Origin of the sequence: Peribacillus sp. NPDC094092 (genome assembly GCF_050279365.1) — a bacterium.
GTDB lineage: Bacteria > Bacillota > Bacilli > Bacillales > DSM-1321 > Peribacillus.
Genome location: NZ_JBNNUC010000005.1, coordinates 112,065 through 128,129, shown reverse-complemented (window position 1 = coordinate 128,129; position 16,065 = coordinate 112,065). Strand labels below are relative to the sequence as shown.

The 16,065-nt window shown below is 35.0% G+C and carries 12 protein-coding genes; 11 read left to right on the top strand and 1 reads right to left on the bottom strand.

Features of this window, described 5'->3' with window-relative positions:
- The first annotated feature begins 176 nt into the window (after nt 1–176).
- On the top strand, nt 177–737 hold the full coding sequence (locus ACQKNS_RS21260; protein WP_427645245.1) for a thioredoxin family protein: 561 nt from the start codon (nt 177–179) through the stop codon (nt 735–737).
- A gap of 185 nt (nt 738–922) precedes the next feature.
- Here ACQKNS_RS21260 and ACQKNS_RS21255 read toward each other — a convergent pair whose 3' ends face one another.
- Entirely contained in the window at nt 923–1,468 is a 546-nt protein-coding gene (locus ACQKNS_RS21255; RefSeq protein WP_076371013.1) for a helix-turn-helix domain-containing protein, read from the bottom strand.
- A 400-nt stretch (nt 1,469–1,868) separates the two neighbouring features.
- Between ACQKNS_RS21255 and ACQKNS_RS21250 the strand changes: the two genes are divergently transcribed.
- From ACQKNS_RS21250 to ACQKNS_RS21205, 10 genes are all read left to right on the top strand, one after another.
- On the top strand, nt 1,869–2,108 hold the full coding sequence (locus ACQKNS_RS21250; protein ID WP_427645244.1) for a PLD nuclease N-terminal domain-containing protein: 240 nt from the start codon (nt 1,869–1,871) through the stop codon (nt 2,106–2,108).
- A complete protein-coding gene (locus tag ACQKNS_RS21245) occupies nt 2,105–3,010 on the top strand; it encodes an ABC transporter ATP-binding protein (RefSeq protein WP_377452464.1) in 906 nt (301 codons plus the stop codon). The genes ACQKNS_RS21250 and ACQKNS_RS21245 overlap by 4 nt, the downstream gene beginning before the upstream one ends.
- A complete protein-coding gene (locus ACQKNS_RS21240; RefSeq protein ID WP_427645243.1) occupies nt 3,007–3,795 on the top strand; it encodes an ABC transporter permease in 789 nt (262 codons plus the stop codon). The genes ACQKNS_RS21245 and ACQKNS_RS21240 overlap by 4 nt, the downstream gene beginning before the upstream one ends.
- 49 nt (nt 3,796–3,844) lie before the next feature.
- The gene (locus ACQKNS_RS21235; RefSeq protein WP_427645242.1) at nt 3,845–4,561 is read left to right on the top strand and encodes an ABC transporter ATP-binding protein; all 717 of its coding nucleotides are present in this window, start codon (nt 3,845–3,847) and stop codon (nt 4,559–4,561) included.
- Entirely contained in the window at nt 4,536–6,128 is a 1,593-nt protein-coding gene (locus tag ACQKNS_RS21230; RefSeq protein ID WP_427645241.1) for a hypothetical protein, read from the top strand. Before ACQKNS_RS21235 ends, ACQKNS_RS21230 begins: the two co-directional genes overlap by 26 nt.
- Before the next feature lie 79 nt (nt 6,129–6,207).
- Nucleotides 6,208–6,495, top strand: a complete 288-nt coding sequence (locus tag ACQKNS_RS21225; protein ID WP_427645240.1) for a transposase — start codon at nt 6,208–6,210, stop codon at nt 6,493–6,495.
- A 364-nt stretch (nt 6,496–6,859) separates the two neighbouring features.
- On the top strand, nt 6,860–7,573 hold the full coding sequence (locus ACQKNS_RS21220; protein WP_427645239.1) for a 4'-phosphopantetheinyl transferase family protein: 714 nt from the start codon (nt 6,860–6,862) through the stop codon (nt 7,571–7,573).
- Nucleotides 7,564–8,223 carry a hypothetical protein gene (locus ACQKNS_RS21215; RefSeq protein ID WP_427645238.1) on the top strand — a complete coding sequence of 220 codons (660 nt, stop codon included), beginning with the start codon at nt 7,564–7,566 and terminating at the stop codon, nt 8,221–8,223. The genes ACQKNS_RS21220 and ACQKNS_RS21215 overlap by 10 nt, the downstream gene beginning before the upstream one ends.
- A gap of 12 nt (nt 8,224–8,235) precedes the next feature.
- Nucleotides 8,236–15,774: an amino acid adenylation domain-containing protein gene (locus tag ACQKNS_RS21210; protein ID WP_427645237.1), complete on the top strand. Its 7,539-nt coding sequence runs from the start codon at nt 8,236–8,238 to the stop codon at nt 15,772–15,774.
- Between the two features lie 11 nt (nt 15,775–15,785).
- Nucleotides 15,786–16,052, top strand: coding sequence for a phosphopantetheine-binding protein (locus ACQKNS_RS21205; RefSeq protein WP_427645236.1), 267 nt, complete (start codon nt 15,786–15,788; stop codon nt 16,050–16,052).
- Nucleotides 16,053–16,065 lie beyond the last annotated feature (13 nt).

The window sequence follows — 16,065 nt, the reverse complement described above, 5'->3', positions numbered from 1 at the left end:
TCATATAAAATAGGTAGTTAGCAAGCTATTGAATGTATTTAGAGTTTTCCCTTTACACGGAAAAGAAAAACATGGTTTTAATTTACCAATTTGTCATTTTATTTTTCAGTGTGGAAACAATGAAATAATAAGTTGTTTATGGTACTTTTAATTTAAAAATAGTTAGGAGAAATAGTATGACAACACTGAATGAATGGTTTGAAAAGGGGATTCCTGCTAAAGATTTTGTAACTTCGATGAAAGTTCATAAAGAAAACTTACAATCGATTCAGGAGAGTTTTTCCATTTCTGCAGAGGACCAAGGTTTTTTTGATGAATTAAAGACGAAGGAACTTCGAGCCATTGTCATTACTGAAGACTGGTGCGGAGACGCGATGATGAATATTCCTATATTGCTGAATATATCCGAAGCGGCAAATATTGAAACTCGCATGGTATTACGAGATCAAAATCTTGAACTGATGGATCAATACTTAACGAATGGAACAGCGCGTTCGATCCCCATTTTTATATTCATTGATAAAGATGGGGAAGAAAAAGCTGTTTGGGGACCTCGTGCACCAAAAGTACAAGAGTACGTAATGGAGTTGAGGTCTGACCTGCCGGCCAAGGATGATGAACGTTTCGAGGCAGAGCAAAAAGCAGTTATTAAAAAGATAACTGCGGCTTTTGCCGAAGAAAAACCCCTGTGGGACGAAGTATACACCAGTATCAAGGCAGCATTGGGGAACTGCTGACAGCGGGTATGGCACTTTTTGACCTGTCCAAAAAGGGTGGTAAGCCCATTTTAGAGTTTCTTCCATAGTGAATGGCTGTTTCAAAACGGAGACTGCAACCCTGAATGGTTGAATATATAGATACGTTTCCATCTATGGAATTCACCGTTCTAGAGTCCTTGGTTTTGGAACAGCCTTTTTATCTTTTATGATTCTGGAATAATTGTAACCCCGATTGTTCGAATTGGAGAGTCTTGTTTAGCACTTTGATTAGTAGCTTTGTAGTATTTTAACATTAAATCGTTCAATTCATTTTGGAAGTTAATAAAGCTTTCATCATCAAGCTTTAGTTCTAAAAGGGAAAAGGTTGAACCATCTTCCGCGCAGTCTCTTTCTTCTAATTTAGTAAGATAGTTTTGATATTGAGTCATAAGGGATAACTGATAATAAGAAAAATAGTTCACCTTCTTCTCATTAGAAGATTTTTTCCATTCTTCCCCGCTAAGTCGCGCTTCTTCTTCATTTAAAACATAGTATTTTTCGGAAACGGATCTCACTTTTTTCTCTTTTACAATGCGAATGACCCCTGAATCCAACAGAACCTGTATATGCCTATATAAGGTTGCTTGGGGTACATCTTTAATGATTTTTAACATTTCCAATGGTGTTAAGCCATTTTCCCTGTTTCTCATTAAAGCTTGGGTAATCTTTATTCTTACAGGATGCATTAAAATTTCAGCTTTATTAATCATCTAATTCTCCTCACATTGGAAATTATAACTGGATAATTTAAATCAATTTTAATGTTGGTCATGAATAATACGTTTAATTCTTCATATATTGTAATGTTTGAATCATTTTCATTTTAATAAAAATGACACGGTTCGAAAAATAATATTACCGAAATATTTTTTCGAAGTAAATAATAAGCCTTTTCAAATAAGTGTAAAAAAATAATGTCATCATGAAATGAAATTTAATAAATAACACTATATTTTTATTATTATTCATTGTGATAATATTATCATTATAAATAACAATAAAAACTAAAACAATATTTTATTAAAGAAAAAAATAGGTGCAAAATTCCATTTACTATGTTATCATTATCGATAATGATAATAATATTTCGTTTACAAAGGAGTGGTATATATGGAATTGCATTATGGCTGGAACGAATTGAAAGATATTGATTTCATGTCTATTCTGCCGATTGTTTTACCGGTAGTTGCTATTGGAATGATTTTAGTGCTTATAGCATTAATTGATTTATACAGAAATCGAAAGACGAGGAAAAATGTTTTATTGTGGACACTCATCATTATTTTTGCAAATACGATCGGTCCAATTCTGTACTTCGTTATTGGAAGAAAGGACAGTGAAAGAATATGAAATTAGAGATTAAAAATGTTACAAAAAAATTCAAAGAAAAAACAGCGGTCAATAATTTTTCAATGGAACTGCAATCAGGGGAATGTGTTGGTTTGATAGGGCCGAATGGGGCTGGTAAATCGACACTAATAAAAGTGATATCAGATATTATAGATCCAAGTATGGGAGAAGTATTGCTTGATGGCAAGAAAATTTCAAAAATGAAAAAGGAGATTGGTTATTTACCACAATACCCTAACTTCTTTCAATGGATGACTGCCAAAGAAACCCTTACTTTCATGGGCCAGCTCTCAGGTATCAAGAGGGAAGAATTATTAAGCGGCATTCCAGAGATATTGTCGAAAGTGGGGTTGAGCGGGGAAGAGAATTCCAAGGTGCGGACTTTTTCAGGAGGGATGAAACAAAGGCTTGGAATTGCACAGGCACTGTTACATAAACCGGCATTGATTGTCATGGATGAACCGGTCTCGGCATTGGATCCAATCGGCCGGAGAGAAGTGTTAAACATCATAAAAGAGATAAAGAAAGATACGACAATTTTATTATCGACGCATATATTAAGCGATGCAGAAGAAATATGTGAGAGGTTTGTCATTATAAAAAGTGGTGAAAAAATTGAGGACACAACAATGTCGGAATTATTAAACAGGAATAGCGGAAATAAAATCAATGTCGACATAACCTCTAAAAGTCAAAAATGGATTGAAAACGTTAAAAGCTTGAACTTTGTCAAAGGTGTAGAGGTAATGGGAAATAAATTGAAGATAGAAGTGGAAAATATTGAGTCGAACAAGAATATGTTACTGGCAAATGCTTTGGAGCATAATGTTGATCTTGTAAGGTTCGAAATAGATAACGATACATTGGAAGAGATATTCTTAAAATTGGTGGTGGAAAAATGAATAATTTTGCCGTTTTAGCTAAAAAGGAATTTGTTCAGATGTTACGTGAATATAAAGTGATTTGGCTGCCGCTTGTATTTATATTTTTAGGAATAACTCAACCAGTCGTAAGCTATTATTTACCTTCAATATTAGAGGCACTGGGCGGGGGCCAAGGGATCACCATTGATCCAAGCATGGCTGCCCAAAAAGGCGGCGAAGTCCTTGCTAGTACATTGGGGTCTCAATTCGATCAGCTAGGGGTCATGATCATCATCGTTTCCATGATGGGAGTCGTACAATCCGATAAAGCAAATGGAATGCTTGCTTTCATTCTTACAAGGCCGGTGACGGTTGGATCTTATATAAGCGGGAAGATCATTTCCAATTATCTTTTTGTTGCCTGCAGTGTAGCATTGGGATATTTGGTTTCATATCTGTATGTAGTTTTTTTGTTTACGAATGTTGATTTTGCGGATTTAGTAGTCGCTTTGCTGTTCTATCTGCTGTGGGTCCTATTTATCGTTTCATTCACGACGATGATCAGTACCATATTTAATAGTCAGGGGATCATTGCATTAATTTCGATAGTATTTCTCCTCGGTTGTAGAATCATAGTTGGGTTAAGTCCGGTTATAGACAATGTAAATCCGGCAAGCATGAGTAAACACGCCATGGAAGTACTGATTTTAGGCACAGTCAATTCACAGGCGATTTGGGGTGCAATAGCGGCACTTGCGTTAACGGCAATAACGATATTGGTAACGAACATATGGATCTCAAAAAAGAAATTCAATAACGAGTAAGTTAGGGAGGGAAATGTGTTAATCATGAAGTGATGGGAGGATGATAACTTTGTTAAGCATCACAGATTTAGAGAAAAGCTACTCGGCCAAGAAGATTTTGAATGGTGTAAATCTAGAAATCAAAAAAGGGGAAATCTTAGGTTTTATAGGAGCAAATGGTGCAGGGAAAACAACGACGCTGAACATTATTACGGGCATTTTAGATTCTGAAAATGGAAAGGTTGAAATAAATGGCCTGTCCAAAGAAGACGGCATAGAATATAAAAAACAATTTTTCTTCATCCCTGATACTATCAATGTTTTTAACAATGTTTCGGGATTTGATTGGATTCGTTTCTTGATGAACCTATATGGAAATGATGACAAAGATAGTTTAGGGAAATATATCAATCGGTTTGGGATGCAGGAGTCCATAAAAAAGCCAATGGGAAGTTATTCTTATGGAATGATGCATAAGGTATCCCTGATAGCGGCTTTTACCATTAATCCCCCGATCATCATTATGGATGAACCGTTAAATGGATTGGATCCCAACGCCGTTTTAGTTTTTAAGGGGTTAATCAAACAATATGTTGAAACGGGCGGTACAGTGTTTTTCTCGACGCATCTGCTGGATGTGGCAGAGAAAATTTGTAATACAGTGGCTATTTTAAAAGAGGGGAAAATCATCCTGCATGATGAAATACAAAATATAATAGGTGAAAATTCATTGGAATCTACCTTTATGGAGGCTCAGGTATATGAAGGAAAAACTTCAGTTAACTAGATTTTTCATTTCTTCCTTCTATAAAATGCCCAAGCAAACAATGTTGCAGGCTGTACTGATAATAGCCGTTTTCTATATGTTTTTGCAGCTGACTGTCGTAAACGCCTTTGTTTATTTTCTTGGAGATACCGAGGTCTTCCTGTTTTATAATGTAACGATTTCCAGCATTCTCGTCTTTGCATTGGTTTGCTATTTGTCCACATCACAAATATTTGCTTATTATGAATTTAAAGTATTGGCGCCTCTGCCACTCACCTATAAAGAAATATCAAGGGCTAAGGTGTTAAGTAGCTTATGGGTACCCATCATCTTATCAATGGTAATCCAGGTGCCAACAATAGGCTTCTTGATAGTCGATCTAAAGTTTATGGAAGCGTTTAAATTATTCATATTTTTACCGATTGTCAATGGTTTAACGGCCTTGCTCCTGCTTTTTATCTTATCGTGCATTAATAGGTATTATTATAGATTCAAAAATAAAGTAGCATACTTACTAGTGAACATTGCTGTCATTCTCATGCTTGCGATTATTTCCATTGTCTATTTTGCTGGAAAATCATCGATTGCCATATCAAAGGTCATCTCGGAAATAGATTTGAATTCTATTGAAGGGCTAAAAAACTCGTTGGAATTCATCATGAGACATATGTTTGAAACTGCAAATATGATTCCAGTGATTAAGTGGATACTGGGTGCTTTTGTATCAAATGAAATAACCGTTCAATTTATTATCATTTATATTGCGATACTAGTAATTGGTTTCCTATTGTATTCATTTATTATAGAAAACATTTCCGTTAATTATTTCAAAAATGGATTATTGGGAAATAACAAAGCGAATATGAAAAATTCAAAGGTTAATATATCAAAAAATCAATGGAGTAACTATTTACAAAGAGAGATATGGATCATTAAGTCTGAAGCATATTTTAAGATGCAAATCGCTTTAGGTCTTTTATTGCCGCCAGTCTTTTCACTTGTCATGTTATTGCTGATTCAGAATGAAGTCTTCCCGAATTATTTGAATATAACGAAAGAGGGAGTCTTTGATAAATATTTTTCATATTCGATCCTTTTCTTGTGTTGTATAAATAATATAAGCGGAACCCCATATTCAAGGGAAGGGAAATATCATTATTTACTGAAAAGTGCCCCTTTTGATGAAAAATATGTTTATTTTTCTAAAGTGATATTTTCATCAATAATAGGAATTATAGCCGTATTGATCAGCTTTATGATATTTGCACTTTTTGGCTATTGGGAAATGGAAAATGCAGTCATGTTATTAATTACTTCTAGTTTAGTGGTTTGCTATAATCTTTTAACACCATTATATGATATGAAAAATCCAAGTATAGAATGGGAGAACCCATCCGCTGCCATTAAATCAAACCCCAATGTATTAATAAGCCTGCTTTATGGATTGCCATTATTAATCATGGTTACGGCCATTCATTTTGGTTTGGTTTGGTTCAGTGTCCAACCCATGATGGGAGCTCTCATCATATTAATGATCGTAATAGCGATCAATTCCGTTTTGATTAATAGATTGAAATATAATTTATGAAAGACGTTATATTAGAAAAGTATATAAAGGATGTACAGAAAATCGGCACTAAATAAATTTAAAAAAGGAGTGTCTAATTATGGGGAAGCACCATGATAGAGATTTTAAAATTTATGCTGCTCGATTAGTATTGGAAGAAGGCAGAAAACCTAGGGAATTGGCTGAAGAACTTAATATCTCGACACCTACATTAAGAAATTGGGTCAATATCTATAAAGAAGCAAATGAAGAGGGCCAAGCGGACTCCAGTGTTGGTTTTTCAGGTCTCAGCCTTAAAGAGGAAAAGGATAAAATCATTAAAGATTTACAGGAAGAGAATGAGATATTAAAAAAGGCAATGCACATTTTTACGAAACAACCAAAATGATCGAACAGCAGTAAAGCCATATTTTATTTTTCACAAATTATAGTGAAAAATAAAATATGGCTTTTTTTAATTAGAATATTTTTCATTTCATGCACATTTTTTAAATTATTTCATACTAAATTCCCTATGAAAATACTACTAAAGAGGGAAAATAATGAAAAATGGTAAAGTTATTATGTAATGTAGATAATTTACAAATTTTTAATGGACTCGGTAAAATTGTTGTGATAAAGTGTTATCGATAATGATAATAGGTAATAATTAACCTAGAAAATGAAATAATTGTTTAAAAAAAGAAATTTTTTAGGAAAAAAATGGAGTAATATTGCAGGTTTTCAGAAAAAAGAGAGGAGGGAAATTATATTTGATTGAATATTTTATGAATAAGAAAAAAATTTATAAATCTTACATCAAGTTTTATGAAGCAGATTCAGTCAATTTGGACTATATTGATGATATTTTCAACGAAAAGGAATGGAAGTATCTTAATTTGCAAAATGGCAAAAGGAACATCGAAGCAAAGAAAAGTTTGTACTTTGGAAAAAAAGCAATTATGGAGTTTTTAGATATAGGATTGGATGAAATAAAGAATGTATCACTGTTGAAAGGAGTCCTTGGACAGCCGATTATTGTCAATAATCTGTTCTTATTAGTGAACATGAACATCGGTATATCCATCACTCATACGGATAAAACATTCGGAATATTGATTTTTGATCAACTGCATCCAATGGGAATCGATATTGAAACTAAAACGAAAACTGATTCTGCATTTTTAGAGACCTATTTAACGGAATCCGAGAAAAAAATGATTAAGGATAGTGAAGGGCTTTTAAGTAAAGAAATTTTCTTTAGTGCAAAAGAAAGTCTATCAAAAATACTAAAAACGGGATTGACCTCTCCACTGGAAATCTATGAGATTTCCAAGGTTGAAGTGGATCATGATAATATCTCACTTTTCTATAGGAATTTTTCCCAGTACAAATCAACGGTTGTACTCGTGGATGATGAAATAAGAAGCGTTACCTTTCCAATAAATTCTACGAAAATAATTGAGGGGGAATACCAATGGAGTTAAAAATGGAAGCAAATGCTGAATTTAAAAACAATAATAAATTAGTACAATATCTTTTTAAAAAAGAGGATAGAGTTCATAAGTTAATATTTTCGTTATTGATACTCAGTGTGATTGCAGGTATCGAAACGACGCTTTTGTTATATTCTGCGGATCAAAAAGGGATGAATGTATTAAATGGCATGTCCATTTCAGAAATCGGAGCCATGAGTTTTGCCATTAACACAATTGTAATGGGTGCCCTAGGATTATTGGTTACTTTCATCATTCAAATATTAATTGTGTGCCTATTATTTTTAATTTTAAAAGAAAGACCGGTAAATATTAAAGGAATTTGCCAAGCTGTCATAAATGCTGGGATATGCATCGTCATTGGATCTGGTGTTAATGCCATAATCGCTTTATTGGTTAAGAGCAAGGAAACGACATTTACTAGTTTATCCTTACTCGTGCATGATAAAAATTCCATCCTTCACACCTTCATGGCCGAGTTTGAATTATTTTACATTGTAAGTTTAATCTTATTCAGTTTTAGTCTGGAAAAGTTGGCACTCGTCAAAAGAAGAAATGCAATAATCATAACGATTGTAATAGCTTTAATTTCTTTAGCTTTTCATATGTTGACAGTCGCATCAGGCACATATTTAAAATAATGGGGGAAAATGATGAAGATGATTTCTTTAGCGAATCTATTTGAAGAAAGTGTTAGGGAATATGGGGACAATATTGCAGTTAGAAATAAGGATATGCAATTTACATATAAAGAAACGAATATCTTGGCAAATAAAATGGCGCTGTACATAAAGGACAAAGGGATAAATAAAGGAGATAACGTCGGAATCTATATTGAAAAGTCGGAGCATGTTTTATTTTTAATCATAGCACTCCTTAAATTGGGGGCTACCTATGTACCTATCGACCCTAAAAGTCCCGAGGAAAGAGTAAAGCATATAATAAAGAATTCAGAATTGAAGTTATTGATTGGGGATAAAGTCCGGATTAGCGGCATTGATTGCCATTATGTAACCCTCGATGAAGTGATAAAGAATTCAAAAGATATGGCAAGTGAGAATTTCCATACTTTGATTGATCCAAAGGATCCAGCCTATATCATATTCACATCGGGCTCTACAGGAAAGCCTAAAGGAGTTTGCGTTTCACATGAAAATGTCATGAACTTGTTTTTAGGGTGCGACGGTTTGTTCGAGTTTAATAATAAAGATAAATGGACATTTTTCCATTCCTACGCATTTGATTTCTCCGTCTGGGAGATGTGGGGGGCTTGGATATATGGCGGAGAAGTTGTAGTGGTTTCATTCGAGGAAAGCAGAAATCCAATATCCTTTGTGGATTTATTAATCAGTACACAAACAACCGTTTTCAATTGTACACCAAGCGCTTTCTTCGAGGTGATTGGTGAGCTCTTAAACCGACAAAATGAATTAAGTTTAAAATACATCATTTTTGGAGGGGAAGCATTAAACTTCAAGAAATTGACGCAGTGGTTTTCTCCCGAAAATGGCAGGCTTCCAAAGCTAATAAATATGTACGGAATAACTGAAACCACCGTTCATGTAACATACAAGGAAATCGCTAAGAGCGATGTGGAAAAAGGAATTACGAATATCGGAAAAGTCTTGCCCCACCTTGGGTTCAAGGTAATGAACCAAAATGGAGAAGAAGTAACTGGAGATGAAGAGGGCGAGTTATACGTTTCAGGAAAAGGTGTTTCGCTAGGCTACTATAAAAATACCATGATGAATCAGAAGAAATTCACGGATATTGATAATGTTCGCTACTATAAGTCAGGGGATGTAGTGAAAGTTTTGGATGATGGTGATCTGCAATATATCGCCAGGAATGATGAGCAAGTGCAGTTAAGAGGTTTTAGGATTGAATTAGGGGAAATAGAGAGCTCATATAATGATTTGAAAAACATCAAGAATGCAGTCGTTACGATGGATAAAGCGTTTAATGATGATATGCATCTATTCTTATACTATGTTGCTGATGAAGAATTAGCTGCCGATTATTTGAGGGAAAGTGTAAAAAGCTCATTGCCAGCCTATATGATACCAAGTTTTTTTATCAAGGTGGACAACATCCCCCTAACGGTAAATGGAAAACTGGATAAATCCTTATTACCCAAAATCGTCATGAAAGACAGTGGAACTCCAACGAATATCAAGAGTCCAGTGGATGAAGCAATCAGTGAAAAAGTAAGGGAATTGGTTGTTAGCATCATAGGCAATAGGGGTATAAAAAATAATCAGTCCTTACTTGAATATGGAATGAACTCATTATCGATAATGAGATTAATTGTCAAAATTAAAAATCAATTTCAAATTGAAATGGCTCCTTCAGTTTTATTGGAGAACGATACGATTATGAAATTATCCCGAGTCATAGAGATTCGCCAAAAAGAAGAGGTAAAGCAAGAGGATACACCGATCAATATTCATGGCAGAAATACATACCCTTTAACCTATGAACAAGAAAATTTGTGGTTCATTCACCAAACCAATGCAGACAAATCGTTATATAACATCGTTTTTTCATATGAAATATCAGGTGAAGTGAATGTAGGAAATCTGGAACTTTCTTTAGATAAACTAAGCAATAAACATCAAATTTTAAAAAGTGTCATTAGAGAAGATGCTGGAATGGGCATCCTGGCTTTCGATGGGTCGATTCATCATGATATTACCTATTTTAATGTTTCGGATAGTCCTTTAGACATGAAGGAAGAAAAAATAAATCGCTTGGTGAAGGAAGAAACGGAACGGCAATTTGATTTAGAAAATGGACCCCTCATATCAATTGCGCTAGTGAAGATAAATGAATGTGAATATCAATTACTATGTAACATCCACCATATTATTTTTGATGGTTGGTCGATTCCATTAATGATCAATGATTGGTTTGCCATTTATGAGGAAATCGAGAATGGCGAACGGAATGATAGAGAAAACCAATCAATCCAATATGGGGATTATGCTTTATGGCAAAAAAATTCGCCAAATTATGTAAGTAGTAAGGATGATGAGTTCTGGAGTAATGAAATAACTGCATTACGGCAAAAGTCCTTTTTACAATATGATCATCAAAAAAACGGAGAAGGTAAAAGCACTTCCGATATGATCAGCTTTTTGTTACCTAAAGAAATTCAAAGCAACCTGGAAATTCTACATAAAAAAACGAAATCGACTTTGTTCATGAGTTTACTTACCGCCTATCAAACCTTTTTATCGGTTTATTTTGATGAAGAGGAAATTGTCGTCGGAAGTCCTTTGGCAAAGAGAAACCATGTGGATACTGAACAATTGATAGGATATTTCGTCAATACTTTGCCCTTTAAATTGAATGTATCCCAAGAAGATTCATTTGAAGAAATTTTGCGGAAAAATACAAAAAATATTGCAGGTGTTTTTGACCATCAAAATTTACCTACTAAGGAAATTTTGAAATATTTATCAGCAGAAAGAACCATGGAAAATATGCCATTGTTCGATACAGTATTTGTCCTGCAAAATAACCAAAAAGAAAAGCTGGCATATAGAAATTTCACGTTAAAACCGAAAAAAATCAATACCTTTAAAGCAAAATTTGATTTAGTTGTTCAGGCAGAAGAAATGGATGGGGATGAATTATTCATTTCGTTTGAGTTCAACAAATCATTATTTAATAAAGCGACGATTCAAAGAATGGCTAGTAATTTTCAGTATTGGCTGCAAGAGATTACAACCGGGGAAAGCAAGAAGATAAAGGACATCACCTACTTAGAGCCTGCACAGTTACGTTCGATAATCGAAATGGGTACAGGCAATGTAAATCAAGAAGTGGAAGATCATCGGTTTGAAGATGTAATTGCTAGGTTTGAGAATAAAGTGAGTGCGAATTTCAATGATGTTGCCATTGTTCATGGTGATGACCATGTGACATATAGCGAGTTAAATGCCCGGGCAAACCAGGTTGCGCACCGATTATTCCGGAACCATATAAATGTAGAAGATAGAATTGGGATTTTTATGGATCGATCGATCCATATGGTCACGGCCATTTTAGCCATTATGAAAGTTGGGGCGGCATATGTCCCTTTGGACCCGTCACAACCAGAGTCACGGCTGAAACATATGATTGAGGATTCTCAAATCACATATTGTATAAGTAATGAATCGGGACTTTCAAAGTATCCCGGTGATGAAGGAAAACTAATATGTATTGAAGACATACTAAATGAACGGGAATTTGAATGCGAAGAATTCGTTTCAAGAAAGATATCGGAAAGTGACCTGGCCTATATCATCTACACCTCAGGAACAACGGGTAAACCTAAAGGGGTCATGATTGAACATGGAGGGTTGGCAAACCTCTGTAATTGGCATATCAATTATTATGCAGTCGACAAAAAAGATGCAGCAGTACTAGTTTCGAATACATCTTTTGACGCTTCCGTTTGGGAGATATTCCCTTACCTGACAAATGGGAATAAACTTCTGATATTGGATTACTATGATTTATTGGATGTAGAGATCCTTTCGGAGAAGTTAGAAAAGGAGAACGTCACACTTGCGTTTTTTTCAACGGGACTGCTCGAGCAATTATTTATCAACGATATGAAATTTCCGGAATCAATCAGAGCCATTTTGACAGGGGGAGATCGTTTAAAAACGATACCCGATCATTTGAATTTTGATTTATATAATAATTACGGGCCAACTGAGGGCACTGTCGTTTCGACAGCATATAAAGTACTTCCAAGTGATGATACGGTGATCCCGATCGGAATGCCGATCTTAAATGCAGAAGCATATGTGTTCAATTCCAGGATGAAACCCACTCCAAAGGGCCAAATAGGCGAGCTGTATATCGGCGGGAAAGGCATTGCAAGAGGATATATAAATAATCCGGAGAAAAACGTTGAAAGCTTCATCCCAAATCCGTTCAATCCTTCAAGGAAGCTATATAAAACTGGAGATTTAGTTAAGTATACCGAGGACGGAAATTTACTATTTGCAGGCAGAGCGGATGACCAAGTGAAAATCAGGGGATATCGTATCGAACTTGGCGAGATCAGTGCCGTTCTAAATAAATGCACAGGTATAAAGGATTGCTTTATAGCGATAAAAGATGAATCTAAGGCAAAGAAATTCATCATTGCTTATTATATCTCCGACAATGACCTGGAAGAAAATTATATACGGGATTATATGAAGAATCATCTTCCCCAATATATGATTCCTTCTTATTTCATTAAAATGGACTCATTTCCGCTTACCGTTAACGGCAAAGTCGACGTGAAGAGCCTGCCGGATACAAAAACGGTCACGGAAAGAACCAACAATAAAAGTGCCATTAATGGAACGGAACAAAAATTGTTAAAGATATGGAAAGAGGTGCTGAATAATCAGGAAATAACCATCTTCGATAACTTTTTCGAATGTGGAGGAGACTCCATCCTAAGCATTCAAATTTGTTCACTTGCCAAGAAAGAAAATCTTTTCATTACTTCAAAAAACATCTTTGAAAAACAAAGTATCGAAGAGCTGGCAAAGGTTGTGGAATTGACTGGCGATTTAACGATAAATCAGTCTGATGTTTTTGGAAAGGCGCCATTAACACCTATTCAAAGTTGGTTTTTCACTCAACAAATAAATAATTATAATCATTGGAATCAATCTGTAACGTTAAAGGGATACCCGAAATTGAATGATGAGCGGCTGCAAAAGATCTTGGCTCATATCGTTAGACATCATGATGGGCTGAGATCAAGGTTCAATAAAAATGAAGCATTTTCAAAAGTGGAAAAGCATATCGACCCGTCTGAAAATTGGACTATGAATTACGTAAATCTATCGGATATGAATAAAGATGAACAGGAACGTGAAATAGCCAGACTCGGAACCGGTGCACAGCAGGGCATGAACATTTCAAACGGACCACTGATGAAAATTGAATGCATCAATATTGGCCAAAATGAGCATGTAATCATTTGGATCATTCATCATTTACTTGTTGATGGGGTTTCCTGGAGAATCTTGATCGAAGATTTTGACCGGCTATATATTCAGGATATCAACGATCAAGAACTAAAACTGGAAAATAAAACGACATCATATAAGGAATGGGCGAATAATCTAATCCAATACAAAAATAGCATTCCATTAGGCATTAAAGAGTACTGGCAGAATGAACATGAGGCATTAAACAAAAACGCCCTTGTCAAAACAGGGAATGTTTACGATGGAAAATCATTTGAATTGAAGCTGAATAAAGAGATTACAAACAAAATCTATAATGAAATGACAAAAGCGTATAAAGCATCTATCGATGAAATATATCTATCAATTTTTGCAACGCTAATCGGGAAGTATTTTAATAAAAAGGATATTCATTTCACTTTGGAGGGACATGGCCGCGAAGAATTATTTGCAGGTGTCGATTTGTCCAGGACAGTAGGATGGTTTACGACCATGTGCCCGGTTTATATAGAAAATAAAGAAACCATTTCGAACACGATTCAAGGTACGAAGAAAAAGTTAAGGACACTGCCTAATAAAGGGATTGAGTATGGAATCCTGACCGAATTATGTGGCGAGACACATATGAAACAAAATAGGCCGATTATCAGTTTTAATAATTTGGGTAGATTTCACCAAAGCAATGAATTGGCTGCAAAAGAGGTTATCTTTTTTAGTGAACAAGATATTAAACATAATTCCTATACCGAGCATGAAGTCGATATTGAATTGCTTGTAGTGAACGAAGAGCAGACTATAAAAATTAACTATAACAGACATTTCGTAAGAGAAGATTTTGAGAGATATATGCAACGCAATTTGCCGGGATTGTTACGGACATTGGAAGAAGAAACAAAATTGGTAAAACAGATGTACCGTCCGGAAGACTTTCCATTGTTGGATATGCCTGAAGAAGAACTAAACCAACTGCTGCGCAAAGAAACAGGAATTGTTGATATTTATGAATTGACTGCTTTGCAAAAAGGGATGTTGTACCACAGCTTGTTTGATAGTGAGAGCAGCCAGTATAAAGTTCAGCTCATATTTGATATTAAAGGTCTTCTGGACGTCGAAAAATTAAAGAATGCCATTGTGACAACATCAAGGAAACATGACATTTTAAAAACGAAATTATATTCAAGTAAAAAAGGTTTATTCTACCAATTGTTAATGGGTTCCATGGATCCCGAGATTGAATATGAAGAAATAATCAATCAACAAGTAAAGCTGGAAAAGTTGTTAGCAGATCAATATAAGATGATAGATATCGAGAACAATAGGTTGAATCGCTTCATGATCGTTAAGCTTACGGACAATGAATACCAATTAATATGGACATTCCATCATATTATTATGGATGGCTGGAGTTATTCGATGGTTATTAATGACATCCTTAATTCTTATCATTCCATACCAACATCATCATCCGGCAGTGCTTCATTTAAAGAGTATGTTGAATATATGAAAGATTATACGAGTAATAAGGAGCTGCAGGAATATTGGGCAGGGAAATTGGAAGGTGCCCGAAATTCCGGATCCAGTATAACGGGAGTGCTGGAAGGCGAAGGATACATTGAAAATAGTTACTTGAAAGTACTGGATGAGGAATTGGTTGATACCATTCAACGATTCTGTCAGGAATACAAGATTACCATGAATACTTTCTTTCTAACTATATGGCTAGCCACATTAAAAGAAGTAAAAGGTACGGAAAATGTATGCTGCGGAGTAGTGACATCCGGCAGGAATATCCCAGTCCGGAATATTGAGGCCATGGTTGGTCCATTTATCAATACTGTGCCATTTATTAAGCATATCGGCCAAGAAAAGACTTTCATTGAACTCCTCGATGAAGTTCAAAAAGAGTTTTTGGAACTAAGTGCCTATGAGAATACACCATTATCAGAGATATATGAGTGGGCTAATTTGGAGAATCATTTGTTTGAATCATTATATGCTTTTGAAAACTATCCCATGTTACTAGCCAATAATGATGAAATCAATGTGAGTTTGAAAGAAGGACGGGAAACGACCCATTATCCAATCGTCATTATCATCAACCCTGGTTCAAGTGTTCAAATTAAATTTAATGAGGCAGCGGTCAATCCAAATCTTAGGTCATCAGTCATTTCTATATTTAATCGAATCTTAAGCGAAACGTTAGAAAAAATGAAAGTTAAGTGAGGGGGATATATATGGAAACAACTATTGCTGTGAAGGAAAGGGTAATTGAGGAAAAGCTCATAGGATTTTGGAAAGAGATTTTAGAACAAGAAACGATAGGTACAGATTCCAATTTCTTTGACTTAGGAGGGAATTCCCTTTTAGCCATGCAATTCATTCAAATGGTGAAGAATAACATGGGAGTGAGATTACCAATCAAAGTGATGTTCGAACAATCAACCATCCAGGAACTATCCGTACTCATCAAACAATTGGATGATATTAATAAGTTAGGTTGAATGGAAAAGAATT

Excerpts from the sequence above, each read along its gene's own strand:
- ACQKNS_RS21260 (WP_427645245.1), top strand. The coding sequence starts at position 177 with ATGACAACACTGAATGAATGGTTTGAAAAGGGGATTCCTGCTAAAGAT.
- ACQKNS_RS21255 (WP_076371013.1), bottom strand. The coding sequence starts at position 1,468 with ATGATTAATAAAGCTGAAATTTTAATGCATCCTGTAAGAATAAAGATT.
- ACQKNS_RS21250 (WP_427645244.1), top strand. The coding sequence starts at position 1,869 with ATGGAATTGCATTATGGCTGGAACGAATTGAAAGATATTGATTTCATG.
- ACQKNS_RS21245 (WP_377452464.1), top strand. The coding sequence starts at position 2,105 with ATGAAATTAGAGATTAAAAATGTTACAAAAAAATTCAAAGAAAAAACA.
- ACQKNS_RS21240 (WP_427645243.1), top strand. The coding sequence starts at position 3,007 with ATGAATAATTTTGCCGTTTTAGCTAAAAAGGAATTTGTTCAGATGTTA.
- ACQKNS_RS21230 (WP_427645241.1), top strand. The coding sequence starts at position 4,536 with ATGAAGGAAAAACTTCAGTTAACTAGATTTTTCATTTCTTCCTTCTAT.
- ACQKNS_RS21225 (WP_427645240.1), top strand. The coding sequence starts at position 6,208 with ATGGGGAAGCACCATGATAGAGATTTTAAAATTTATGCTGCTCGATTA.
- ACQKNS_RS21215 (WP_427645238.1), top strand. The coding sequence starts at position 7,564 with ATGGAGTTAAAAATGGAAGCAAATGCTGAATTTAAAAACAATAATAAA.
- ACQKNS_RS21210 (WP_427645237.1), top strand. The coding sequence starts at position 8,236 with ATGAAGATGATTTCTTTAGCGAATCTATTTGAAGAAAGTGTTAGGGAA.
- ACQKNS_RS21205 (WP_427645236.1), top strand. The coding sequence starts at position 15,786 with ATGGAAACAACTATTGCTGTGAAGGAAAGGGTAATTGAGGAAAAGCTC.